Origin of the sequence: Vibrio sp. 070316B (assembly GCF_013114115.1) — a bacterium.
GTDB lineage: Bacteria > Pseudomonadota > Gammaproteobacteria > Enterobacterales > Vibrionaceae > Vibrio > Vibrio chagasii_B.
Window position 1 is genome coordinate 22394 of record NZ_VTYC01000041.1, and the last position, 23676, is coordinate 46069.

Genomic DNA, 23676 nt, shown 5'->3' on the forward strand with positions numbered 1-23676 from the left:
AGAAAGTCACTAAGGCATGTTTAACTTTACTTAATACTATATTTTTTAATTATTTTAATGGGTAAGGTTTAAGCAGTAACAAAGGGAGGGCCACGGGGGGCTTGTCTCGAATAGCGTTCGCTTAGAGCCAAAAAAGCGTAGCTGTCTGAGACAATAAAACTCAGTCGAGTTGTAAGTAGTGTAGTTGGAAGTTCATCTTGGTGGAATGTGGAAAAATGGCTAAACGGACACGGCTTACCTTTGTGAGTATTAGGTTCACCCTCTTCGATTTGAACCAGTTCAAAGCCATTGACCGTACACAACGACGCCCACACTCCCGCACTGTTACCATGAGCATTGATAACAGGCATTAATGTCACTAAAGCCCAGCTTAACGCTGTAGCAAGCAACATAGAGAGGTTGAACGAGGTTCGGCGCATTATTCCAAATCTTTATAAATTTCCCTTATTATGAGGCACTTGTTATATAGGTAAACGTAAAGATTAACATCAGGTTAAAAAGTTGAAGCCAACGCACACTCTTTTTAGTTAAAAACTGGTTACGCGAATAGAACATAACCCATATTATTCATGTACGTGCACAGCTCCCGGCTAAAAAGCCACCAATAAAAAACGCCGCCTACATTTTCCAACAAAGGTAAATATAGGCGGCGTTTTAGAAATCGAATCTTGAGGTTTGGGCTTTGTTAAACGTCTAACATGCAAACGCTCCTGATTAACCCATTAACCGAAGATCTTGCTCCAGATACTTGGGTTACGCTTGTCGTGGTACTCTTCACGAAGGCCATCAATCGTGCGCAGCTCTTGTTTTGCTGCCTCGAAATCACCTTGGTCTAGCTTCTGTTCAATGCTATCGATCGATAGACTGATCTTCTTGAAGCCTTCCATGAAGTTTTCTTCTTTCTCTACTGGGTACACACCCGTTTTTAGTTCTGCCACTAGCGTATCTAAACGAACGATAGGTTTTTGCATCTCTTCAATGCTTTGAGCTTCTGCCGCTTGTTTGAATGCAAGCTTCATTTCTTGCATGTTTTTCTTAAGGTCAACGTTAGCAAATGCGTTGCCAGACATTACTGCTGCAGCGATTAGGCCAGATAAAAGGATTGAGCGAGTTTTCATTGTTTCTCCAAGTGAAACTGTGACTTTGAAGATAGCGCCGTCGTTATTGCAGCGCTTCGACTTTATTATTTTCCGGCTAGTGTATACAAAAATCCGTCAGGCACAAAAATTGATTGTGTCGAAATGCAAACCTGCCGACATTCTCTTAAACAAGTGCAGAGTATTCTGGGATCTCGTTGCGACCACGTAGTGCCAAAAATGACAAGAATTGCTGCGGTGAATGAGTAATAACCTTATTCGAGTCAATGCCAACCTTATCAAGCAGTGAAGACACAAGATCCAAACCACCAACATCATTACAAAAATGAGCATCACTACCCGAAGTGATAAATGCCCCTTTTGCTTTTGCTATTCTCGCGATCTCGTAGCAGCGGTCGACACTACCCACGCGGCTATTGCCTTTCAGTGTCGTGTTATTTATCTCGATGGCAACATTGTGCTCTACCGCACATTGAATGACGGCTTCAAAGTCGAAATCAAAATTAGGATTACCCAAATGGCCAAGCGCATCGACTCGACCACCTTTAATGACATTTAAGAGAGCTTCAGTATGAGCTGCAGAATCTGACGGACGGAATACAGGCTCATGAAAGCTCGCTATCACCCAATCTAGGTTCTTATCAACGCTCGGATGAATGTCGATTTCACCCTGAGTGTTCATAATGTTTGATTCAACGCCGCGGATAATTGCAACGTCTTCGATAAAGCGAGGAAGCACACGCTGATTACTGAAGAACCAGTAGTGTGGCGCACCTGGCATCGACTCCGAGTGGTCTGTGGTACAGAACATGGCAAGACCATTCTGTTTTGCCGATTTAGCATTTTCGATAAGCGTGCTGTAAGCATGACCACTTGCGTAGGTATGAGTGTGAGTATCTACTTTGAGTTCCATGAATCAATGCCCTCTAGCTTGTTTTCTAAACGTTTTCAGAAAATATCCTTAAATCTCTTTCTGGAAAGATGTGCCTTGTGGCAACAACGAAACCAGTTTATCAGCAGAAAGTGACAATTAGCACCATAAGCTAACGCTTTATTTTGGCTTGATGGCATAGTAGCGCGTAAACCGGTAATTGAGCCAATTTCTTGCTACCTACCCAAGTTCGTCAATACTTAAACCAGTTCACACGCTGGAGTGTTAGATGAGACGAAGACGTTATCCGCTGAGTATCCACATCACTAGCCTTTTCCTAATTTTGACAACATTTGTCGGTGCAGTTTTGATATCAATAAGCTATCGGCATTCTCAAGAGCTGCTATTGGGCACAGTTCGTGAGGTCAGTAATGAGCATCGTGATAAACTGGAATCAGTGTTCAAGCAAGCAGTAGCGCCTGTCATCACCACTTTGAACGTGATGGCGGTCAGTCCGTTTGTTAATCAACAAAGCTCCTCTACCGAGAAGGAGTCTTGGCTAGCATCAGTCGATATCATCTTCAAACAGAATGCTAATTTAGTCGCGCTCTTCTATGGCTCGGAGGATGGCGACTTTAGAATATTCCGCCCCTTGAGCACCAATAAACAAAGGGCCGAAAATAATGCCCCTGCCAAAGCGACCATGATGGTCAGTAGCACTAATTTGGATGGTGAGAACTTTATTACCTACCTCGATGGTGCGCATCAGGTCATCAGCACGGTGCAAAGCGAGAGTAAATTTAACCCAACGACTCGTACTTGGTATCGCAATGCAAAGCCCGATGGTTCAATCCACCTATCCGAGCCCTATCTTTTTTATTTCCTTAAAACCAATGGCATTACACTGTCTAGGCGTTCAGCTGATGGCAAGCACGTGGTAGGCGCCGACTTCACGCTGAGTTCTCTCTCTTCTCAGATCAGTGAGCTGGTCTACTCTCCGCAGACCAGACTGGCTCTATTTGACCAACACTTTAACCTTCTGGGTCAGCATCAACTGGATTTAACGACCTCTAACCTCACCTTCCAAGCTAACCATGACAATACTAATAATGTAACTGGTGCAGGCAAACTCTCTGGTAGTGAGCAGGAGCAGAACTTTTTCAACATCCCCAAACGAGAGCAAATGGAAGCGTTAAAATCTTCAGTATTGGGGCCGCTAATCTCAGATGAGGAAAAGTTTAACCTCAATCTCAAAAACGTCGAGTACAACCTGAACACATGGGCACTGACCTTAACTCCGGTTGAGCTCACCCAAAACGTGACCCTCTATTTGGCAGAGGCTACACCACACAATGAACTGCTTTCTGACCTCATTTCGATGCGTGACAAACAAGTCGCGGTCGCGATTGGGATGTTGTTTATCTGCTTTGGTATCGTGTGGTTGGTTGCTAATCGTCTATCCCAGCCACTCAATACCTTGATGCAGCTTACCGATAACATCGCTCGGTTCGATTTCCGTCGTACCCATTATCCGAAGAGCATGATTAAAGAGGTCGCTAACCTCGCCCACTCCATCGAATTAATGGAACACACGCTTCATGACCTCATCAACTTACTTCGGGACACAGCAGGGAATCAGGAGTTCTCGATACTTGCCAAGAACATCGCTCACCAAAGCTATTTGATAACCAAAGCCGAAACCATTGTGCTGTTCACTCAATCAGAAGAGAAAGATGTGTTTGATACCGCCGCCAACCTAGCGATCATTCCCTTCAAAGCAGACATCAATGACTTCATCAAACACACACCTTGATTACTGTGCAAACTCAAGTCAGGAGAGACTATCCACTTAAATCGAGAAGACAATGTACTCAACTACTATCAAGACTCTATCTTCAACTCAGACCTGTACCTGTTCCCATTATTGAACCGCGAAAAGCTGTTGGTTGGTATTGTGGCGATTGGCTATGAAAGGCCGATTACTAAAGCTCAAGCAGATAAACACGCCTTTTTAAGAGAGTTACTGAGCTTTGCGGAAATAGCCAAAGACAACATCGACCAAATGCAGCAACAGAAAGACATGCTAAACGCCTTTATTGAGCTGATAGCCTCTGCGATAGATACCAAATCCCCATACACTGGCGGTCACTGCCAGCGAGTACCCGAACTAACCAAATGGTTAACCCAAGCGACTATAGATGACGACCGTTATTACCCTCAGTTCTCTCTGGACAACAAACAGTGGGAAGAGTTGATGTTAGCCGCGTGGCTACATGACTGTGGGAAAGTCACCACACCTGAGTATGTGGTAGACAAAGCAACCAAACTTGAGACCATTTACGACCGAATCCATGAAGTTCGTATGCGATTTGAACTACTCAAACAACAAGCCGAAACTGACTACTGGAAAGCGATGGCCAATGGTGGACTTCAAGAAGAGCAGCTACAGATCCTAGGACAAACCCTTTCCGACCTCGATGAAGAGTTTGCCTTTGTTGCTCAGTGCAACCTTGGCGGAGAATCAATGACACAAGAACAGTTAGAACGATTGGACCAAATAGCCAAGCGTCAATGGAAACGAACGTTAGATGATCAACTTGGAATATCTTGGGCTGAAAAAGAGAGGTACAACTCGTGGCAGAAATCGTCGCAATCTGCCGGCGCTAAACCAGATCACAGTGAACAGACATTACCAGTGATGGAACCACTCCTTGCGGACAAGCCAGAGCACAAGATCCCATGGGATAATGGCTTTAACCCAGCAGAATTGTGGCAAGAAGAGTTCGTCCTTAAGCCTGGAGAGGTCAAATACAACCAAGGCGAGCTGCACAATTTGAAAGTCAATCGTGGCACTCTCAACGAAGAAGAACGCTTCATGATCAATGACCATATCATTCAGACCTTCACCATGTTAAACAAGCTCCCTTACCCACCTTACCTGCAAAATATTCCTGAAATCGCCAGTGGGCATCATGAACGCATCGATGGTAAGGGCTACCCTCGTGGGTTGAGTGAAGATCAATTACCCCTACCGTCGAGAGCCATGGCGATTGCTGACGTGTTTGAAGCCCTGACTTCAAGCGATCGTCCTTATAAAAAAGGCAAGCTGCTCAGTGAATCGCTCAATATCATGACCGACATGGCCACCAGCGGTCATATCGACCCTAAGCTCTATTTACTATTTCTAGAAAACAAGATCTACGACAAATACGCCGAGCAATTCCTTGAACCAAACCAACGATGCGAGGTTGATGAAACGAAACATATCGATAAAGTAAAAGAGTACATACGCTCACTTTTTTAAACCGTTTCATACAACGTCTAGCGCTTAACTATTGCTTGTAGATCGAGCACGGAGTCCTCTTTTGAGGTTCTCACAGGTGCTGCTTTTCGGGATTTACTGTGCTTTTTCGCTAACAAGGTGTTTGTGATGCTCGCAGCGACAATCAGATTAATACCGACCAACTGCTGAGTAGAAAATACATCATCAAAGAACACACCTTGCCACAGTGCACTAAACAGCATATTGGTAAAAATTAACGGAGCCAATTGAGAGCCACTCTCTGCAAGCTTGTAAGCCTTCGAACGGAAGATCTGTGTATTAACAGTACATAGCGCCAGTCCAAATGCACCTATTCCAATCCAGCCTATTTGGTCAACCGTCTTTAAAGTATTGAGAATACTTGAGTCTGTCTGCACTCCAGAAACGCCTTGTACTGAGGTGAATACCAACATCGGGATAACCAATATTGCTGCAACTAAAAACGTCCAAGCGTTAAGTTCTGCAGGCGTGAGACTAGTTTTAGAGGCGCGATACAAACTCACTTGTGACGCTGAGTTGAATAGTCCGGCCAACAAACCAAGCAACAATTCAGGCCTCAAGAACTCAGAGCCAAATTTAAACTGCGACCAATCCCCAGCCATCATCACAACACCAACAAAGGTTATCGCTAAACAAAATATGGTTGTTGTATGAATTTTAGTTCCAAACATTAACTTTTCTAACAACGGTATAAACAAAGGGCCAGTACTGAATAGCACCACACCTTCCACCAGCGTTAAAGTTTGTAACGACGTAAGAAAACACCACTGACATGCCACCATGAATATCGCCCGCATGACCAGTGGCTTCCACATACTTGCTGTCGGCCTGCTGATTTTAGAAAAGATAAGAAACAAGAATATGAGCAAGCTAGGTAAGAAGAAACGCACAAAGCTCAGTAATGAAATAGGCATAGCTTCCGATAAATACTTCGCTACTAAACCGCTTAAAGACAAACTGAACGTAGACAACAACATGAAAGTCGTCGCCTTGGTAATATCAGACATAATTATCACCTCCTATGCTGTCTATTTTAGAAGCGTGACGTCATTAAAAATAGCGAGTAATATTAACCATAACTGTAAGGAAAACTTACCAATGAAAAAGCTCGTTCCGCTTAAATCCGTTTACGCTTTCATTGCTGTCGCAGAAACTGGCAGCATGACCGATGCCGCTCGTGTGTTGTATGTCAGCCACTCTGCGGTAAGCCAAGCCATCAAGTCCTTAGAACAGCAGGTCAATAAGCCTCTATTTCAGCGAGTAGGTCGTCGTGTTGTTCTAAATGCCGCAGGTAAACGCTACTATCGCAAAGTTGCTCCCGCACTGGAGCAAGTGATAGAAGCCACTGAAGAGCTAGCAAAGACGCCTAATGACCATCGCATCACACTCAACATGGTAAATTCGCTCGCCATGCACTGGTGGATCCCTCGAGTCTCTGACTTTCAATCTTTTGCTCCATCACTTGATATTCGAATTTCGACACTAACAGGCCCTTTCGATATTGAACAAGAAGGGGTTGATATTGCTCTTGTACATGGCAAGCCCAATGAGTGGGAGCGGTATTACAGCGAAAAACTGGGCGATGATGATCTGGTGTTGGTGTGTAGCCCTGCGCTCCTCAAAAGTAATGAGAATTTAAGCGTCAAGAAGCTTGTTGAGCAAAACTCCACGATTGGTGTCTTTAACCCGAGGCGAAAACACGACTGGCAAGTGTGGTGTGATCATTACCAAATCCCGATGCCAAATTTTCACAGCAACCTAACGTTTGATGTGTCGATTCAAGCGGTACAAGCCGCGATTCGTTCACTAGGTGTATTAGTCACCCATCGCTTGTTTGTAAAAGATGACATTAGCCACGGCATGCTGGTTGAGCTTGGTGCCCCCGTTGCTAACCCACATCAAGATTTCTATTTTGTTTGCCCAAAAAACAAGTTAAAACAAGAAAGTGTGCTACAACTGAGAACATGGTTAAGGCATGAATTTGCCAATTCAGACATAACACTTAGCGATACAACACAAGAATAGAATAACGACAACGTCCAATAGAACCGTTACTTACAAGAGGCCATTATGATCATTACCACCACACAATCTGTCGAAGGTAAACGCATTGTCGACTACAAAGGAGTTATTGCCGGAGAAGCTATCTTAGGGGTGAACGTATTCAAGGATATGTTTTCTGGCATTCGTGATTTTGTTGGTGGGCGCTCTGGCACCTACGAAAAGGAACTCGAAAAAGCCCGTAACTATGCATTCAAAGAGCTGGAACAGAAAGCCATTGAAGCTGGTGCAAATGCAGTGGTCGGTGTCGATATTGATTACGAAGTACTTGGAACAGGTAACGGCATGCTAATGGTATCAGCCAGCGGCACAGCGGTAGTAGTAGCTTAATTACTCGCTAAGTCGTGATTACCTATAAAAACGCCTCTTAGCTAAATCACTAGCTAAGGGGCGTTTTTGTATGCGTTGCTAGGTTAGGTTTGAATATCTCTAACTCGCACGACCTGCTGGCTCAGAGATCATGGCATCAAAAGAAGCGATTCGAGCCAAAAACTCTTTTCTATCTTTCGGCATAATCGAACTTGCCATCGGTAAATTCGCCTTCATCGCATCAACGGCTCGACCACGAACCAACACCTCAAAATGCAAGTGAGGACCAGTGATACGCCCCGTTGCACCCGATAGCGCAATTTTCTGACCTCGTTTAATTTGCTGCCCTTTCTTAACTAAAAAGCGGCTCAAATGAAGATAACGAGTGGTGTATACGCTGTTGTGTTCAATCACCAAGTATTTACCGGCATAAGGGTGGTCACGAAGCGCTACAACCCGGCCGTCACCCGTTGAATATACCGGAGCGCCCACTGGCGTCGCAAAGTCAGTACCATTGTGCGGCGAGATTCGGCCTGTCACAGGGTGTCTTCGTTTCGGGTTGAACGATGAGGTAATTCTTCGGAACTTTCTGTCGACAGGGTATCTATCGAAGGCTTGCTCTAGACTGTTACCCTCTCTGTCATAAAAAAGGCCATCTGGCGCTAAAAACGCTGCTACTTCTCGGTTTCTTAATTGAATGGAGATGCCTTGAACTTCTGTTTTTCCCGTTAAGTGATTGTCTGTGTACTGCTCTTTGACCAATACATTGAAGCTGTCACCGGCTCTAAGCTCACGAGCGAAGTTAACTTTATCTTTCAGCGTACGAGTAATATTGGCTATCTGAGCCGTTGTAAGCCCCGCTTTGTATGCCGATGTTGAAAAGCTACCATGAACACTGCCCGCATAGAGTTTTTCTTTCCATTCGCCTGGTATCTCGTGGAATTTATAGGTGAAGCTCCCATCATCATTTCGAGTAAAGGCAGCTTGCTCAACCAGACTTTCGTGGAACACCAACTCAACAAGCTGTTTGGAGTCACTATCTAAAAGCAGCTCTAAGTGGTCACCGGGTTTTATTGTATCGAGTTTCAAGGATTCAAGATCCGCTTCCATTACTTTATGAACCGTTTCATAAGGCAGATTCCACGATTCGAATATGTTACTCAGTGTGTCCCCTACTTTTACAAAGTAGTGAATTTTGATCAATGAGCTCGAATTAGCTTGTGGGTGCGCCTGTTCCTCACCGTCCATGTGTAGTTCTTGATAAGGCGTTACTTTTATTGAAATTTCTTTTTCCGGTTCCGGATGGAAAGAGAGCAAAGCGGCAAGTGAAAATGCACTGATCGCAACAACAATCAGGATAATGCGGAGGTACTTCATAAAAATTAGCAGTTATAACAAGGAACTTAAAAAGTGTTATAACATAACAATCAAATCAAAAAAACAAACGAAATGTAAGAAACCGTTCTTTTGGAAGCACAAAAATATGGTGGGCTTAAGAAACCCACCATAGCATCAAAGCTTTATTCTTCACGAAGCGCCTCAAAACGCTCTAAGCCTCGAAGCATTTCGAAGTCCGGTTCTTCAGCCAACAACTCTCGCATTGAGCCACTGGCTTCGACAGAGCGTTCTAGGTCGTCAATAGCTTGTCCTTCCGCCCCTAACCTTGCGTAAGCACACGCCCGCTGATACAGAGCATGAGCGTTCTGGTCATCCACCTCTAACACGCGATTACATAAGCTCATCGCCCAATGGTACTCTTGAATATCCATTGCTGCGTCCGCTTTGTAGGTTAATGCTTCCAAATCCCCGGGACGAACCTTCAAAATCTCATCATAAATTTCAATTTTCTGTTCCGCGGTTTGCGCATTTTGCGCCCTTAACCATAGATTGTGGATCTCATTGATGATTTCGATTTCTCGGTTGTTCTCTGAAATGATTCTGGTTTTGCGTTTAAGATCCCTCTCTAGAACATTAAACTTCTTCTCATAGTCTTGTGCAATGTCGTTGAGTCGTCGATCTGCCATCTCTTTAGTGGTGTGTTTTAACTCTTTGAGCGACTGCCAACCAACCAGTGCAATTAACGAAGCAACACCAGCAATGATATAGAAGAAATACGTTACGGTAACATTGGCGTAGTTGAGCGACTTATCTGCTACTGCGAGCTCGCGATCGGTCATCTGAATGGTGAGACGTCTTTCAAGATCCTGCTGTTCGATTCTCAGCTGCTTCAACTCATCCAAGATATAACGTTCCATCAAGGGTCTATCCAAATACTCTTGATCCGAGTATTTATTTTCTTCGCTTGCAAAACTCATCGCGCTGAACACTGAGATAACTGCAATCAATAAGATTCGAAGCATTATACAATCCTTATATATTTAGCTTTAACCTAACTGTATCTCGTTATAGGCATACAAGCTAGGAAGTCGGCAAGTTTGCCTTATCCATATTGGAATTAACACTCTAAAACATCATTGATAATTATAAAACACCTGAAGCAACATCATTAATTTCTAAATTATAAAAATACCAAGTAATACTGTTCTATATAATTAATTCGCGATGCGAATATAGAGTCATTTGATTTATTGCATCGAGATGAAACTTATATTAATAACGATCAGAGCGAGGTTAATTTGAATAATCCAAGATACGATTTAGTAAGCCGTGTACTGCACTGGGTAATGGCTTCTGTAATCATTTATGCCACAATCGCAGGTTATGTGATGCACTATGTGACCAGTCATCCAGAGCTGTTTTCATTCTTATCTGTGCTTAACATGTCATTGGCGACCGTTGCGACACCATTGCTCATGGTTCGTTATATCTGGAGCCACTTTCGCTCTTCTCCGACCATGCCGACATCAATACCAGAGGGGCAAAAGTGTGTGGCTAAGCTAGCTCACTCTTTAATGTACCTCGCCATGTTTATGGTGTTCAGTACAGGTTATTTGATGCTGGAACAGCCATACTCATTATTCTGGCTAACCACAGTCGAAAACCTAATTAGCAACCCAGCAATCAACAGCTTCTTCTTTTATTTACATCGTGCCAGTTGTATTGCCCTAGCTTGTTTGATTGTTTTACATATTAGCGCAGCACTTAAACACCACTTCGTCTCTAAGAACTACGTATTAAAAATGATGATTTAAATAATACTGTGAGACTTTGGACTTAAAGCTCGACCAACAAAAAAGCCATAGCACTTCTGCTATGGCTTTCTTTTTCGGCGCGATTAATTGGATTGGTTATCCAGCATCACTTGCCAGTATTCACATTTAGCAAGAAACTCTTTTAGGTAGAGTTCTGGGTTAGCTAGCTTCTCGCCACCCTTAACATCAGCACCGGTCACTCGCCAAAAACTGCGAGTCACTAAGTTTCTGTGATAAATAAAATCGCTAAGTTCGTTTTTTTTCAGCGGTAGTTGTTCACCGAACGTCTGCTCATACAAGCTGAGCGTTGCTTCTTGGTGGCTCGCCTTCTCTCTCAAAAAAGTATCTAGGTCTAAACCTAGCTCTTTCTGAGCATCTTTTGACAAGGTTTTCGATAATTTAGAGATCACATTAAACAGCGCCAACTCTACTTTTTGGGCCGCTAGTAACGATGCACCCAAAAGTGCATGTTCATTGGAGATCTGTTGCTCTGTTGCTGAAACGGTAGCTGTTGTCACTGTGTTAACCTCAAATTGTCATAACGGATATTATTGAGCGTTTCTGATTACGCGCTTTTGCTAAGCTGAGCTCGTTCAGCGTCAACGATGATAAAGCCAGCTGCGTCTTCACTTTTCTCTACTTGCACTAAACCTTTGAAGCCAATTTGCGACAGTTTCTTCGCTAAATGCTCAGGTGCGGTTTCAAAAACCACCGACATGAAAGGTAAATGCTCTGCGGAAACAAAGCCATGCTCGTTAAACAGGTCCATTGCATGAGATAAATGGTCTGAGTCGGTTAATTCAATGATTTCTACAACTTCTTCCAACAACATTTTCGATTCCATATTCGCCAGAAAGTGACTGACACAAGCACGTAAATTTGCTCGCATACATCCCGATGCCCGAAGACACCCCTTTAGTAGTAGGGAGATCATAACATATTAATAATCGAAAAATATGTTTAATTTCCCTAACCTACTGGGAATATTAGAAAACAAGAGAAATTGGTGAAGCATAGACAAGACCAATTCGTCTTATTGAAAGCAACAGCCTGATTTTAGGCAATTAGGCTACCGTAGCTTGAGAATCGCCCGTTTCTACAATCGATTCTTGTAACAAGCCAGCATAAATACCATTGTGCGCCACCAGTTGTTGATGATTACCTTGCTCAACAATTTCCCCCTTTTCCAACACCAAAATGGTGTCTGAGTGACGAACAGTACTCAAACGGTGGGCAATCGCAATCACGGTTTTCTCTTTGAACAGACGCTGCATCGCTTTTTGAATGAGATCCTCGGTAATCGAATCTACCGAACTGGTTGCCTCATCCAGCATCATCAGTTGTCCCCCTTGAGCAACGGCTCTTGCAAACGAGATAAGCTGAGTTTGTCCAACCGATAGATTTGCCCCGTTCTTATCTAGTTGGAAGCCATAGCCTTGAGGCAGCTGTTCAATAAACTTATCTGCATAAACATAACGCGCCGCCTGCTCAATCTCGGCACTTGATAGATGTTCTTTACCTAGTGCTATATTGAAAGCAATCGTCTCTTCGAATAAATGCACATCTTGCATCATCATCGAGAACAGGTGTGCCGAGTCTTCACTAGAGATCTGCGACAGCTCAATGCCATTCAGCAGTATGCTGCCTTCATAGTCTTGGTAGGTTTTCGAGATCAAACGCAGAATCGTTGACTTACCTGAGCCTGTAGAGCCCACCAGTGCGATTTGATGCCCTTTCTCCAATACAAACGAGACATTCTTTAGAACGTACGGAGCATCGTCTTTGTAGCGGAAGCTTACGTTCTTAAACTCAAGGCTTTCAAATTGCTCTAACGGCTTAGCAACCTTCTCTGATGGCAGTAAGTTACGCCCCTCTTCTTCAGTCGGTTCAACAAACAGCTCTTCGATATGGTCGAACGCGGCAAATGAGCTCTGAATTGATGCAATTTGCGAAGTAAAATCTCGAATCGGCACGAACACTTTTTCTAAGGTGTTGATGAACGCAATCAGCACACCCAAGGTGAGCGCCCCTTCTATCACTTGCTCAGAACCGTACCAAATCATTACCGCGATGGTGATGGATGTGATACCAGAAATGAATGAGAACAGAATAGCGTCGTATTTATTGATCTTTTTCTGCGCTCTCAAAAACTCGTCGGTATAGCCTTGGTAACGTTGTTCGACTTGCTCTTCTGCTCGGTACATCTGTACGGTTTTCATACCAAACAGCACTTCTTGCAAGAAGCCAATACCTTGAGCCAGTGACGAACGAGTCACCTTATACAGAGCACGAAGTCGATTTCGAACATGTACAGTCAGATACATGACCGGAGGCATGATGATCAATACGATCAGCGTCAGCTTCCAATCAATTAAGAACATCATGACCAGCAGCGCAATGGTGTTAATGCTGTCTTTTACCAAACCGACAACCGACTGAACAAACGTCTCACCGATGGTTTCTAAATCACTGGTTAGACGCGAGAGCGTGACACCGATTGGTGTATTGTCAAAGTAGCTGCGTGGCAATTTCAAAACACGAGCAAACAGAACTGAGCGCATGTCAGTAATCGTGTATTGACCTGTTTTACGTAGGTTATATGCGTAAGTGGTATCCACTACATAGCTGACGATTAGTACAGCAACGAGGTAGAAAACGTATTCTAATAGCCCGTCCATATCACCATGACTCAGCTGAACGTCGATCACTTGAATAATCAACCAAGGGAACAACAAGCTTGTGATGACAGAAAGCGGAAGCATCGCAATGCCCAAAATCGCCGAGCCTTTGTATTTCTTAGCAAACTTAAAGAAATGCTTGAGGTACTTGAGGTCAACACCTTTTAACATGCTGCTGCCTCCGTTTCATTTTGCTGTAGTAGCCATGTCTCGTAGTAGTAATCGCAAGTTTTCAGTAGGGTTTTATGGTCGCCCTGAGCAATCACTTTTCCTTCATTCAACACGATAACTTCATCCATATATTCAAGTGCATTAACACGATGCGAGACGACAAGAACCGACTGATTTTCCAATCGTTTGAATAGGCCTTCTAAGATTTTTCTCTCTGTCTCGTAGTCAACGGCAGACAGAACGTTATCCATAATGATGAGATCGGTTGGTTGTAATAGAGCACGAGCAATGCTCAAGCGCTGTTTTTGTCCCCCTGACAACATGATGCCCTTCTCACCGACTAAAGTTTGGTCGCCCTGCTCAAAGCGCGTCACATCACTGGCTAGTTGGCTAAGCTCTAACACTTCATCAACCTGGCTTTTTGCTAGCTCGGTATCGGCGCTACCAAAACGAATATTCGCTTCAACAGTCGCTGAAAACAGGTATGGATCTTGGGTGACCGTTTTGACGTAACGACGTAAATCGCTACGCGAGAAGCTAGTGATATCTCTCTCACCAAGCAGTACTGAACCTTGTGGAGTGTCTAAGTGATGGTTCAAACAGTTCACCAACGTCGTTTTTCCCGCACCGATACCACCTAACACACCGACTTTCTTCCCCGCGGGGATATCAAAACTGATGTCATCCAGAATCAGACGCTCCTCGCCCGGATAGCTAAAGCTAAGGTTACGAACGGAGAACGTTTTTCCTTTTAGGGATTCCACATCGAGCTCAGACAGTTTCTGCTCATCCAACTCTGGTATTTTGGCATTAAGAATAGTCTGGGCGCTTTGAATACCTACCATGCCACGCTGATAAATCGTCGCGATTCGTCCTAATTGCATCAGCGGCATGGCGAGCAAAACTGAGTAAGTTAGGAATGCTGTGATTTCACCAAGAGTCAGTTCCTGTCTCATCAACATAAAACCACCTAGACCTAGAATAATGATTTTCATTAGGTCATTGGCGTAATCGAGAACCGGCATAAAGAAGACTTGGATACGCGTGATTTTAAGGCGGCATTCAAGTAACAACTGATTCAGCTTCTCAGTCTCCGCTTTTACCCAAGGTGACATCTGCTGGCTTTTAATCAGATCAATCCCAGACAGATAACTCATCAGTTGCGCAGACAAGTTTTGAAGGCGCTTCATATGCTCTAAATGAAGTGTTTTCATACGCTTAAAGCCGACTCTAAAGATAACAAATGCAATTGAAATCGGAATGATCGAATACAGGGTTAGTTCTGGCGATATACGCCACATGTATAGCGGCGTTAGCGATAGAGCGAGCAACGCATTAAAGAATTGCAGAAAGCCAACACCAAACATCAAACGAATACCACTTAGGTCATTGTTGATGATTGAGATTAAACGGCCAGAAGCAAAGCGCTTGTGAAAGCTGTTTGGCAAGCGATTCAGTTTTCGTAGAAGAGTGGTCTTAAGTGAAGCTTCTGTAATTCGCCCGGGGTTAAGCGCGTAAATGCGAGATAGAATCCTAACAACGACCATAGCAACCGACATACCAACGACAATCCACACATGGGACTGCAACTGTTGATGTCCACTTGAAGAGGCGTCATCAATCAGGTCTATTGCCAATTGAATATAACGAGGGATTTCTACTTGTAACCAGTTAACGAGAAAAATGAACACAACCGCAAGTAAGTACGAGGTGCGATTCATGCGCAAGTAATGGGCAATAAACTGTCTTTTATTCATAACGTTCTTTGTTGAGGGCTGGCATAAAGCGACATAGCGATACTCTTGAATTAGGGTTGTATCACAGTGGTAAAGATACACCAAAAACACTTAGTTGACAATATCAACCATATTCCATTATTCGTCAGTCCTATTCATTTTTTGTATTGCAGAAACAACTTTGCCGCCAATATGGCGGCAAAGATATTAACGGTTCGAATATGAAGCGCTAACTAACACTCATACCCATGTTAGAGAATCACATCGACTTGGTCATTTTCTATGCTATATGAGTTTCTCACCTCGCTACCCAATGCTGATGGGTACCACACCTCGACCCAAACTTTATCAACATGGTTGGGCAACATTAGCGTTGTTGAAAAGTCAGTGTCTTCATTAATAGGCATTCTTAACACTTGTGAGGTGTAGTCGACAACGTCCCCATCAAACTCAGTGTACAAGCTCATAAAGCCCCGCGAACTTTGTGAACTTGCGACATCGACCGTCACAGCGACTTCCCTCTCAGTTGAGAAATCAAAGCCTTCCGGTATGGTCAGCTCGACCGAGCTCAACACTTGTGCCGCAGGCGCGACGCTAGACGTCACTGTGTTATTAGCAGATGACGAGTTGCCTGATGAAGAATCATCCGCTGGTGGGACAGAGCTTGGAGCTGATGTGGTAGAGCCACCACCACCGCCGCCTCCGCCACACGCAGCAAGGAAGACAAGAGTCACACTACTTAGCATTAGTTTTGATAGTTTCATAAATCCTCCTTGATTAATCTTCAGTAGACCAAGTTTTGTCTGAGTTAGGGTTTAGATACCAAGTCGGTTTAGAAGAACCGCCAGACGTCGCCCATTCTGCAAAGTCTGGGAACGCTTCACTGATATCAATGTACTCGGATGGGTGATTCCAAGGAGATGAAATCAAAATACCCCAAGGCATGTTTTGCGTAGTTCTGTAGTATTTTCCACTACTTGGGTCTGAATCATCTTGTGCCACACCGTAAAAGTCGCTTACTAACGTACCACGTGACGTTGGTGGAAGATCCGCTGTGTGAATTTCAAGATCTTTACCCGGAGAGCCAGTAAAACTAGAGCCATGGTAATAGCCTTCACCTGGACCAAAGATGAACGGGTCGAAACCACTCAATGGTAGAAGTGAACTTACCGTTGGTTGATCGTCGTCGTTAAACGGTAGTGAGATACTGAACGTCATTTGGTCAGACTCAAGAGACGGATTACAAGATGGATTCGTACGGTGGAACATACACTCATCGTTAATCGGGATATCGTTTTTCAAGTTCAACGAAGCGACAACAACAAGGTCACCTCCTGGCGATGCAACCGATTTATCTTCGCCCGTAAACGGTGAGATATTCACACGAGTTGCGCCGTTTTTCTGCACTCTGGCGGTCTGCAAGTCGACATCCGACTCATCAAAGCCACTCAATTTCCAACCTAAGCCGTTACCATAAGAGGCACCGTAGGCCATGATGCTACCGCTGATATCCATACGCAATACAGCATCGTCTTTACTCAGAATGGTGGTTCGGTAATAAACAACAACATCGTTTAAATCGAAGTCACCCACTTCAGGCCAGTTATCTTCGAACGCTGCAGTGTAGTAGTTAGAGTGTTGAATTGTGGTTCCCGGATCAGTCACGTTGAACACGTAATCCTCGACTTCCCCGTCACCAACGTAACCATCACTTGGAATGTTAGGGCTGCTCGCTAGACGGAAACGTGTTTGTACAGTTCCCACACTCGCATCATCAGCCACTCGAATTGGAACCACTTGGCCCCCTTCAACAACCGAATGGTTTTTCAAGATTTGTTCATCATCATCGAAAGTACCACTCAAGTCCCAGTCAGCCCAAGCTTGTAGGTAACCATTACCCACAACGTTAACGTTAATGAGACTATCCAACCCAATTTCCAAGTTAGTTAGTAGCGTAATACCGTCGTCATCATTCCCGTCAACATCCAAGTCATCACCGTTTGATAAGGCGCCCGGTTGTCCGTCAGAATCAGCATCGATATTAGCCCCGAGATAGAGCGTTGAAGAAACAGCATGCTCCGCACCGTTGCTTGCTTGTAATGTTCCATAGGTATCCGGCGCATCGCCGAAATCAGACTCGTCGGAACTCTCTATCGGATTAGTAAAACCACTTAAATCCCAGTTACCATCAAACGCTGAAAAGATTGGATTAGGGAAACCACTGCCACTGGTAGTAACAGTTTCAAACTGGAGGGTAACTATAGAGGTATTTTTGTAGGTAAATTTAACCGCACCTGACGTATCGGTTTCAGAATAATTAGTACCTGGTCCGGTGAAGAGAACTGAATTGCCATCAGCACTCTCTTCAGCAGTCAAACTGGCACTCGCGCTCCCTAGCTGATAGCTGTAAAAACCTTCGCTTTTAAATACACGAACTTGCTCTGACTGAACGGGCTCACCATCAATGTCATAACCGATCATTTCAAATTCAGGAATGGTGTAAGGGACCGAGAAAGTACCTGATAGACCATCTGTTCCGTCAAAGAACTCAAAGGTATAAATCAAACCTGCAGAACCGGCTGAGTTAGTTTGATAGAGGAAACCAATATCGCCTGACGGTTGTGTTGCGCCGACTTTGTAATTAGGTGCATGAAACACAAATGTCGCATCACCAAATACGCTACTGGATACCTTAGCATCAATGATCTTTCCATTGTGTGTACCGACATTGAGGAAGTGCATGGAGGCGCCATCGTAGGTCGGCCCTGCCCAACTGCTACTGCCGTTTGTTGATTCTATGTGATTTGAAAAATCCAAGTCCACTATGGTTGCGTGGACCGGGACACTAACTATTGCTCCGATGAGATAAATAATTTGCTTGTATTTCATAGTTAACCTCGACTTCTTCTTCGCTTAGGCGATTTCCTTGAAAAGTACGTAAACTCTGAACGGCAAAGCTAAATAAATGTGTCCCTAAAATCTGATGCTACGAGACAAAGGATGTCTACTTTTTTATTTTGGTGCCGACAAAACGAGCTGCATAAGACAAAGAAGCAAGAGAAGAGCCAAGTTTTTGAATACTTAGAAAATAAACCTAAGCCATTGAAAATATGTCTTTATTTTTCTGTAGACTTATTAAGATCAAAAATAAACAAACACTTTCTTCAAAATAGGAATCAATTTGATGAGGGAATGAGTCAACTTGACAACTTGTCATTGAAAGGAGTGTGATAAGTAGACTCCAAGCAAATAAACATGTCGCTCAAACAGCAGGGAGCTGCGTGAAACTGGAGAAATAATGACTATTGGCTGTAAGCAAAGTTGGGGGGACTGAAAGCGCTAACGGTGAACTGCTTAAATGCGGGGTGAAATTAAACAGTTCAAAGATCAATGTCGGCTGCAGTGCAGTTACAGCTGAACAATTACTGCTGTGCTATTACTGCAATATAAGCTTGGGTGAGATTAAAGCATTTCTTTTGCGATCAAATGCAACAAAAACGTCTCGCGCTCAATGCTCATGCCCTTTTTAGGGCTCTCGGCCATAGTCTTTTCATTATGAGCAATCGCTTCATGGATGTTCATCCACACAGGCTTCATTCCGTTTTTAACTTCGTAATCTTCGTAAGCCGTCTCACCAAGTTCACGATCGATCTTGCAGGAATAGCAGTAAGAAATCATATGCATGATATCTGCATCATCTTTGTACCAAGGGCGAAACTCTTCAAAAATTCCAAACGGCTTAATGCCATGAATGTTCTTTGCACCCGTCTCTTCTTCAAGCTCTCGGACCATGCCCGCAATCACATCTTCGCCTTCATCTAAACCACCACCAGGGATGGTGTAGTCGTGGTAACGCTCGGTATAAAGCATCAGAATATCTTCACCATCTAAGACAATCGCTCTGGCGGCATTACGCTTATAAACTGTTTTGTTATCTAGGTGATCGATATCTGGGTGAATGGTGGTTTTTAGGTGTCTCATGGCTCTAACTGCTCAACTGAATTTGGCGGCATCATATCATAATCATTCATAGATTCGAGGTTCATAGCGGTTCACATCAACACGCCTTCTAACTTTGTACCTCATAGCCGATAAAGCAAGAAAACATCACATAGCCTCTGAAAAGCCTTCACTCAACAATTCATGCCCTTCTATCGCCCGGCTAGCTTAGCTTGATCTAGCCCTCAAAAAGCAGCTAAACATGGCGAAATATCAACCTATTTCAATATCTTGACCAAATTAGAACAACCTTTTCTGAAATCTAAAATATACTCATTTGATAGAGCTTCTAATTGGGTTCTGTAGAACTTAACGTATTCAACTATAGAGTTATCACGTAGGAGATAAACATGAAGAAAATTGGTTTGATGGCTGTATTTGCCGTTGTATTAGGTGGTTGTGCAAACGACTATGCAGAGTATAGCGAAGGCCAACGTGTTTCAGTCGCTAATCCAGCGGCCGTTTATTGTGTTCAACAGGATGGCGAATTAGACACGGTCACAGAAAACAATCAACGCACCACTTATTGTGTTTTTGATGACGGTGAACGTATTGAGCAATGGGAATATTACCGAAATAATCATGAGCAAGACTCAGAAGCTAAAAGTGAATAGCGCTCCACTCTGATACCCACCAATCCCTTCCCCTCTTTAATTCAACCAATTACGTAAACTGGCTGCCAATTGGCAGCGGTTTACCGTATATACACACCAATTGTACACTGTTTTATTAATGACATTTCTCTGACATTGTCAAATTCCAAACAGATAGAATGCCGGCCTGTTACAAATATTTACAGGTTGAATTGAAATGAAAAACCAATCTAAAACGGAAGAGCAAACTCACATGTCTTTTGAACTCCCTGAGTTCAGCCTTTCTCAATCGACCTCTCAAGTGATCTACAAGCGTTGCCAAACCGCTTTAGTCGTTCTCGCTATTGGTATTATTGCTAACTTAGCGCTAAGAATTGATTTTGTATTGTTGAACGGAAATGTTGGTGAGATCTCAGTGACAGAGATGTTGCAACAGCTGCTACTTATCGTAACTTCAGGTTCTTTTGCTTACCTAGCGAGAAAGAGATGTGAAGTAAAACACGCTGCGGCTCTCATTAGCGCCTTCTTCGCTGTACTGTTCATTCGTGAAATGGATTTTTGGTTCGATAAGATCGCACACGGTGCATGGGTTGTTCCTGCTGCGCTAGTTGCTGGTAGCGCTATTTTTTATGCTGTAAAAAACGGCAAGCGCACTATCGATCAACTTGCCCTTATTTTGGCTTCTCCGCACATGAACCTGTTAGTGACAGGCGTAATGTTACTGTTAGTATTCTCCCGCCTATTCGGTATGGGTAGCTTTTGGCACAATGTGATGGGCGATGATTACGTTCGCGCCGTTAAAAACATTGCAGAAGAAGGCACAGAACTACTCGCCTACTGCTTAATTGCGTTTGCTAGCCTAAAAACAGTTCTTGCCATCACCAGAAAAAAATAACGATTTATCGCCACCAGCGATGCGTATGATCCGATTCAGGGTCTAACAATCGATTCAGAAAAGTTAGGTTGGTATCTAGTAACGCTAGGTACTCCCTGACTTTTTTTATATCCGTACCTATTGGAGTACCTCGAATACAGCCTTCCAATACCGGAAGCAGACTTTCCACAATACTAAACTTAGGTGAACTTCCGACTAAGCCTTTTGCTTTCGCCAAGGCTTCCAAGGAAAGCCTTTCTGGCTCCGACCTCACCATCTTCAAATCTCGCTTAAACGCTCCGGCACATACTCCTTCGAGATACACTCGGTACGTTGTAAGCACATCCATCAATAAAAACAGCTGACCTTGAGTCGTTTGGTGAGGATATGGGACTGCAACATGAGCCTCCAACTTGCGATCTATCTGCAGTTCTACGCCAAGCGCCGAACACTTTTCAATGAGAACTTTGAGCAAACCTTGCTCGTCCATTAGCGTTTGAATCTCAAAGATTCGTTGCAAGTGATAGTCATTCGACACAAACGTTATCTTTACACCTTGCCCACGAGTAAACAGACCACTCTCTATCATCTCAGCAGCTAAATTTTGGATGTTTTCTACAGTATTGGTTGAATGCTGCTCTAATAAAATCGCTCCCAGAGTAAACGGGACTTCGCGGAGGCTTTCCAACTCTCGAAAGTATCGGTGCATCGCATCGGCTTCCGAAACACTCTGCCCTTTGGTTACCCCACCACAAAAAGCGACCGCTGTAGACGAGCGACGCTCTGCGTTCAAGAACTCCGCCAGATACTTCACCAAAGCATCAACTCGACTGATTCCTTCCTCAGTCAATTCATTCTCATTAAGCCGTTTACCCAGCACAATAAGGAGGTTATTAATGCTCATTTTATGTTCAAGTCTCGTTTTGGGGATTAGATGGAGTGAATTATGTATACAATACTTGTGAACAAAAGTATTTTGAAATTCTTATAAGTTGCTCGCAATAATGCTCACTATTGCAAAGCAACACCATAAGGTACTCGACAATCAAAGTGCAGCTTAAAAGCACAATAGCACGATCATAGGGTCCACAGGGCTACGCTGGTTAGCGTTAGTTTTAGTTTTAGTTTTAGTTTTAGTTTTAGTTTTAGTTTTAAACAGAGAACGCTTTCACACATATAAGTGAAACGAACAAAATACAAATTTTACACAGAGTTCGTCCATCGAACCGTCTTCACAGGAAGTTACTATGCTGTCTATTTTTGATATCTATAAAATTGGGGTTGGGCCTTCTAGCTCCCATACAAATGGACCAATGATCGCAGGGTTTAATTTTACCCAAAAGATTGAATCTGTACTTGACCAAGTTACCCGTATTCAAATCGACTTATACGGCTCACTATCATTAACAGGTATCGGCCACCACACTGACCGAGCAACCCTGTTAGGTCTACTTGGCAACCGCCCTGATACCATCAAAATAACCAGTGCTAATCTAGCAATGCGCAAAGCGATTGAAGACAAGTCTCTTATGGTGAGTGGTCACCATGAGATTCACTTCGATGTAGAGAGCGACTTGCTCTTTCACAAAACCAATCTGCCGCTTCATGAAAACGGTATGACAATCTCTGCGTTTGATGCGAGCGGTAAACTTTTGGATATGGAAACCTACTACTCGATAGGTGGTGGTTTCATCGCAACTGCAGATGAGCTGCAAAACGGCAAACAAGAGTCTGAAACCCAAGTTGAATTCCCTTTCTCATCTGCTGACCAACTCCTTGAGCTCGCTGATAAGAATGGAATGAGCCTTGGCGGATTAATCCTACGCAACGAAGTATCCTTCCAAGATATGGAAGCCATTGACCAAAAAGCAGATCAAATCTGGAAGGTGATGTCACTGTGTATGCAGCGTGGTTTTGATACTGAAGGTATCCTAGATGGTGGCCTTGAAGTCACACGTCGAGCTCCCGCTCTTTTGAAAAAACTTGAAGCGAATGCCTCGATTGAGAACGATCCAATGGAGATCATGGATTGGATTAACCTATTTGCCTTTGCCGTAAGTGAAGAAAATGCAGCTGGTGGCCAAGTGGTCACATCGCCAACCAACGGTGCGGCTGGCGTTATTCCTGCAGTATTAATGTACTACCATCGTTTCATCAAAGAACTGGATACCAAACAGCTCAAAGACTTTTTAGCGGTATCTGGCGCCATCGGTATTCTATACAAAACCAATGCGTCTATTTCAGGTGCAGAGGTAGGCTGCCAAGGTGAAGTTGGCGTATCTTCTTCAATGGCAGCGGCTGGCTTAACGGCCCTTCGTGGTGGCAGTAACGAGCAAATCTGTATTGCCGCTGAGATCGCGATGGAGCACTCACTGGGTATGACCTGTGACCCAATTGGCGGACTGGTTCAAGTACCATGCATTGAGCGTAATGCGATGGGCGCAATGAAGGCGATCAACGCATCACGTATGGCACTAAAACGTACGAGTAAATGTCTTATCTCGTTAGACAAAGTTATCGAGACCATGTACCAAACAGGTAAAGACATGAACAAGAAGTACCGAGAAACGTCGTTAGGCGGCTTAGCGGTGATACACATGGCGCCACCGTGTGAATAGCAGACAAGAACACGAGTTCACAATGCCCTTGTAGAAGGGTCATTCTTGTAAACTTAGTTTTCAATATCAAAACAAAGCCAGCCACCAAGCTGGCTTTTTTATGGTTCATCGCGGATTAGCGGGAACTAAAAACAAAAACGGTAGTAAGTGATATGGTTTAGTCGCCAAACAAAAATCATACACAAACTACCGTTT

Annotated in this window: 20 protein-coding genes and 1 pseudogene; 7 read left to right on the forward strand and 14 right to left on the reverse strand. The window is 43.8% G+C overall.

The genetic code is table 11. From position 1 onward, the window contains the following. Nucleotides 1–68: 68 nt before the first annotated feature. From F0251_RS21960 to F0251_RS21970, 3 genes are all read right to left on the reverse strand, one after another. On the reverse strand, nucleotides 69–419 hold the full coding sequence (locus F0251_RS21960) for a hypothetical protein (RefSeq protein WP_004742438.1): 351 nt from the start codon (nucleotides 417–419) through the stop codon (nucleotides 69–71). A gap of 303 nt (nucleotides 420–722) precedes the next feature. Next, nucleotides 723–1118: a cytochrome b562 gene (locus F0251_RS21965; RefSeq protein WP_105058020.1), complete on the reverse strand. Its 396-nt coding sequence runs from the start codon at nucleotides 1116–1118 to the stop codon at nucleotides 723–725. 145 nt (nucleotides 1119–1263) lie between these two features. After that, entirely contained in the window at nucleotides 1264–2010 is a 747-nt protein-coding gene (locus tag F0251_RS21970) for a phosphatase (protein WP_171731824.1), read from the reverse strand. A gap of 247 nt (nucleotides 2011–2257) precedes the next feature. Between F0251_RS21970 and F0251_RS21975 the strand changes: the two are divergent. Then, a pseudogene (locus tag F0251_RS21975) lies at nucleotides 2258–5272 on the forward strand (HD domain-containing phosphohydrolase). A 17-nt stretch (nucleotides 5273–5289) separates the two neighbouring features. Here the strand turns inward: F0251_RS21975 and F0251_RS21980 are convergent. Beyond that, nucleotides 5290–6297 (reverse strand): DMT family transporter, encoded by a 1008-nt coding sequence (locus F0251_RS21980; protein ID WP_171731825.1) that lies wholly within the window; start codon nucleotides 6295–6297, stop codon nucleotides 5290–5292. A gap of 91 nt (nucleotides 6298–6388) precedes the next feature. Here F0251_RS21980 and F0251_RS21985 point away from each other — a divergent pair, with 91 nt between their 5' ends. Beyond that, on the forward strand, nucleotides 6389–7315 hold the full coding sequence (locus tag F0251_RS21985; protein WP_171731826.1) for a LysR substrate-binding domain-containing protein: 927 nt from the start codon (nucleotides 6389–6391) through the stop codon (nucleotides 7313–7315). Between the two features lie 45 nt (nucleotides 7316–7360). Further along, on the forward strand, nucleotides 7361–7681 hold the full coding sequence (locus F0251_RS21990) for a heavy metal-binding domain-containing protein (RefSeq protein WP_004730185.1): 321 nt from the start codon (nucleotides 7361–7363) through the stop codon (nucleotides 7679–7681). Between the two features lie 99 nt (nucleotides 7682–7780). On the opposite strand, the gene F0251_RS21995 is transcribed toward F0251_RS21990, so the two are convergent. Continuing rightward, the gene (locus F0251_RS21995) at nucleotides 7781–9037 is read right to left on the reverse strand and encodes a peptidoglycan DD-metalloendopeptidase family protein (RefSeq protein WP_171731827.1); all 1257 of its coding nucleotides are present in this window, start codon (nucleotides 9035–9037) and stop codon (nucleotides 7781–7783) included. 143 nt (nucleotides 9038–9180) lie between these two features. Continuing rightward, nucleotides 9181–10020: a tetratricopeptide repeat protein gene (locus F0251_RS22000; protein WP_171731828.1), complete on the reverse strand. Its 840-nt coding sequence runs from the start codon at nucleotides 10018–10020 to the stop codon at nucleotides 9181–9183. Nucleotides 10021–10296: 276 nt separating this feature from the next. On the opposite strand from F0251_RS22000, the gene F0251_RS22005 reads away from it, so the two are divergent. After that, the gene (locus F0251_RS22005) at nucleotides 10297–10812 is read left to right on the forward strand and encodes a cytochrome b (protein ID WP_171731829.1); all 516 of its coding nucleotides are present in this window, start codon (nucleotides 10297–10299) and stop codon (nucleotides 10810–10812) included. Nucleotides 10813–10895: 83 nt separating this feature from the next. Here the strand turns inward: F0251_RS22005 and F0251_RS22010 are convergent, their stop codons facing one another. The 7 genes from F0251_RS22010 to F0251_RS22040 all read right to left on the reverse strand — a co-directional run bounded on the left by F0251_RS22010 (nucleotide 10896) and on the right by F0251_RS22040 (nucleotide 19378). After that, complete coding sequence (locus F0251_RS22010) at nucleotides 10896–11330, reverse strand: hypothetical protein (RefSeq protein ID WP_171731830.1); 435 nt, start codon at nucleotides 11328–11330, stop codon at nucleotides 10896–10898. Between the two features lie 47 nt (nucleotides 11331–11377). After that, on the reverse strand, nucleotides 11378–11644 hold the full coding sequence (locus tag F0251_RS22015; protein ID WP_171731831.1) for a hypothetical protein: 267 nt from the start codon (nucleotides 11642–11644) through the stop codon (nucleotides 11378–11380). 232 nt (nucleotides 11645–11876) lie between these two features. Further along, nucleotides 11877–13661: an ABC transporter ATP-binding protein gene (locus tag F0251_RS22020; protein WP_171731832.1), complete on the reverse strand. Its 1785-nt coding sequence runs from the start codon at nucleotides 13659–13661 to the stop codon at nucleotides 11877–11879. Continuing rightward, nucleotides 13655–15418 (reverse strand): ABC transporter ATP-binding protein, encoded by a 1764-nt coding sequence (locus tag F0251_RS22025; RefSeq protein ID WP_171731833.1) that lies wholly within the window; start codon nucleotides 15416–15418, stop codon nucleotides 13655–13657. The genes F0251_RS22020 and F0251_RS22025 overlap by 7 nt, the downstream gene beginning before the upstream one ends. Before the next feature lie 230 nt (nucleotides 15419–15648). Next, the gene (locus F0251_RS22030; protein WP_116870856.1) at nucleotides 15649–16161 is read right to left on the reverse strand and encodes a hypothetical protein; all 513 of its coding nucleotides are present in this window, start codon (nucleotides 16159–16161) and stop codon (nucleotides 15649–15651) included. A 13-nt stretch (nucleotides 16162–16174) separates the two neighbouring features. Then, nucleotides 16175–18286 (reverse strand): LruC domain-containing protein, encoded by a 2112-nt coding sequence (locus F0251_RS22035; protein ID WP_171731834.1) that lies wholly within the window; start codon nucleotides 18284–18286, stop codon nucleotides 16175–16177. A 573-nt stretch (nucleotides 18287–18859) separates the two neighbouring features. After that, nucleotides 18860–19378 (reverse strand): NUDIX hydrolase, encoded by a 519-nt coding sequence (locus tag F0251_RS22040; protein ID WP_004742421.1) that lies wholly within the window; start codon nucleotides 19376–19378, stop codon nucleotides 18860–18862. 368 nt (nucleotides 19379–19746) lie between these two features. Between F0251_RS22040 and F0251_RS22045 the strand changes: the two genes are divergently transcribed. Next, entirely contained in the window at nucleotides 19747–20010 is a 264-nt protein-coding gene (locus tag F0251_RS22045) for a DUF333 domain-containing protein (RefSeq protein WP_061031205.1), read from the forward strand. Nucleotides 20011–20206: 196 nt separating this feature from the next. After that, nucleotides 20207–20884, forward strand: a complete 678-nt coding sequence (locus F0251_RS22050; RefSeq protein ID WP_116870858.1) for a hypothetical protein — start codon at nucleotides 20207–20209, stop codon at nucleotides 20882–20884. A gap of 4 nt (nucleotides 20885–20888) precedes the next feature. Here F0251_RS22050 and F0251_RS22055 read toward each other — a convergent pair whose 3' ends face one another. Beyond that, complete coding sequence (locus F0251_RS22055) at nucleotides 20889–21767, reverse strand: YdcF family protein (RefSeq protein ID WP_105058010.1); 879 nt, start codon at nucleotides 21765–21767, stop codon at nucleotides 20889–20891. A gap of 343 nt (nucleotides 21768–22110) precedes the next feature. Here F0251_RS22055 and F0251_RS22060 point away from each other — a divergent pair, with 343 nt between their 5' ends. Then, on the forward strand, nucleotides 22111–23481 hold the full coding sequence (locus F0251_RS22060) for an L-serine ammonia-lyase (protein ID WP_019820442.1): 1371 nt from the start codon (nucleotides 22111–22113) through the stop codon (nucleotides 23479–23481). The last annotated feature ends 195 nt before the right edge of the window (nucleotides 23482–23676 follow it).

Excerpts from the sequence above, each read along its gene's own strand:
- F0251_RS22000 (WP_171731828.1), bottom strand. The coding sequence starts at position 10,020 with ATGCTTCGAATCTTATTGATTGCAGTTATCTCAGTGTTCAGCGCGATG.
- F0251_RS21985 (WP_171731826.1), top strand. The coding sequence starts at position 6,389 with ATGAAAAAGCTCGTTCCGCTTAAATCCGTTTACGCTTTCATTGCTGTC.
- F0251_RS21995 (WP_171731827.1), bottom strand. The coding sequence starts at position 9,037 with ATGAAGTACCTCCGCATTATCCTGATTGTTGTTGCGATCAGTGCATTT.
- F0251_RS22025 (WP_171731833.1), bottom strand. The coding sequence starts at position 15,418 with ATGAATAAAAGACAGTTTATTGCCCATTACTTGCGCATGAATCGCACC.
- F0251_RS21960 (WP_004742438.1), bottom strand. The coding sequence starts at position 419 with ATGCGCCGAACCTCGTTCAACCTCTCTATGTTGCTTGCTACAGCGTTA.
- F0251_RS22055 (WP_105058010.1), bottom strand. The coding sequence starts at position 21,767 with ATGAGCATTAATAACCTCCTTATTGTGCTGGGTAAACGGCTTAATGAG.
- F0251_RS22050 (WP_116870858.1), top strand. The coding sequence starts at position 20,207 with ATGAAAAACCAATCTAAAACGGAAGAGCAAACTCACATGTCTTTTGAA.
- F0251_RS22035 (WP_171731834.1), bottom strand. The coding sequence starts at position 18,286 with ATGAAATACAAGCAAATTATTTATCTCATCGGAGCAATAGTTAGTGTC.
- F0251_RS22045 (WP_061031205.1), top strand. The coding sequence starts at position 19,747 with ATGAAGAAAATTGGTTTGATGGCTGTATTTGCCGTTGTATTAGGTGGT.
- F0251_RS21980 (WP_171731825.1), bottom strand. The coding sequence starts at position 6,297 with ATGTCTGATATTACCAAGGCGACGACTTTCATGTTGTTGTCTACGTTC.
- F0251_RS21990 (WP_004730185.1), top strand. The coding sequence starts at position 7,361 with ATGATCATTACCACCACACAATCTGTCGAAGGTAAACGCATTGTCGAC.
- F0251_RS21965 (WP_105058020.1), bottom strand. The coding sequence starts at position 1,118 with ATGAAAACTCGCTCAATCCTTTTATCTGGCCTAATCGCTGCAGCAGTA.
- F0251_RS22020 (WP_171731832.1), bottom strand. The coding sequence starts at position 13,661 with ATGTTAAAAGGTGTTGACCTCAAGTACCTCAAGCATTTCTTTAAGTTT.
- F0251_RS22060 (WP_019820442.1), top strand. The coding sequence starts at position 22,111 with ATGCTGTCTATTTTTGATATCTATAAAATTGGGGTTGGGCCTTCTAGC.
- F0251_RS22040 (WP_004742421.1), bottom strand. The coding sequence starts at position 19,378 with ATGAGACACCTAAAAACCACCATTCACCCAGATATCGATCACCTAGAT.
- F0251_RS22030 (WP_116870856.1), bottom strand. The coding sequence starts at position 16,161 with ATGAAACTATCAAAACTAATGCTAAGTAGTGTGACTCTTGTCTTCCTT.
- F0251_RS22015 (WP_171731831.1), bottom strand. The coding sequence starts at position 11,644 with ATGTTGTTGGAAGAAGTTGTAGAAATCATTGAATTAACCGACTCAGAC.
- F0251_RS21970 (WP_171731824.1), bottom strand. The coding sequence starts at position 2,010 with ATGGAACTCAAAGTAGATACTCACACTCATACCTACGCAAGTGGTCAT.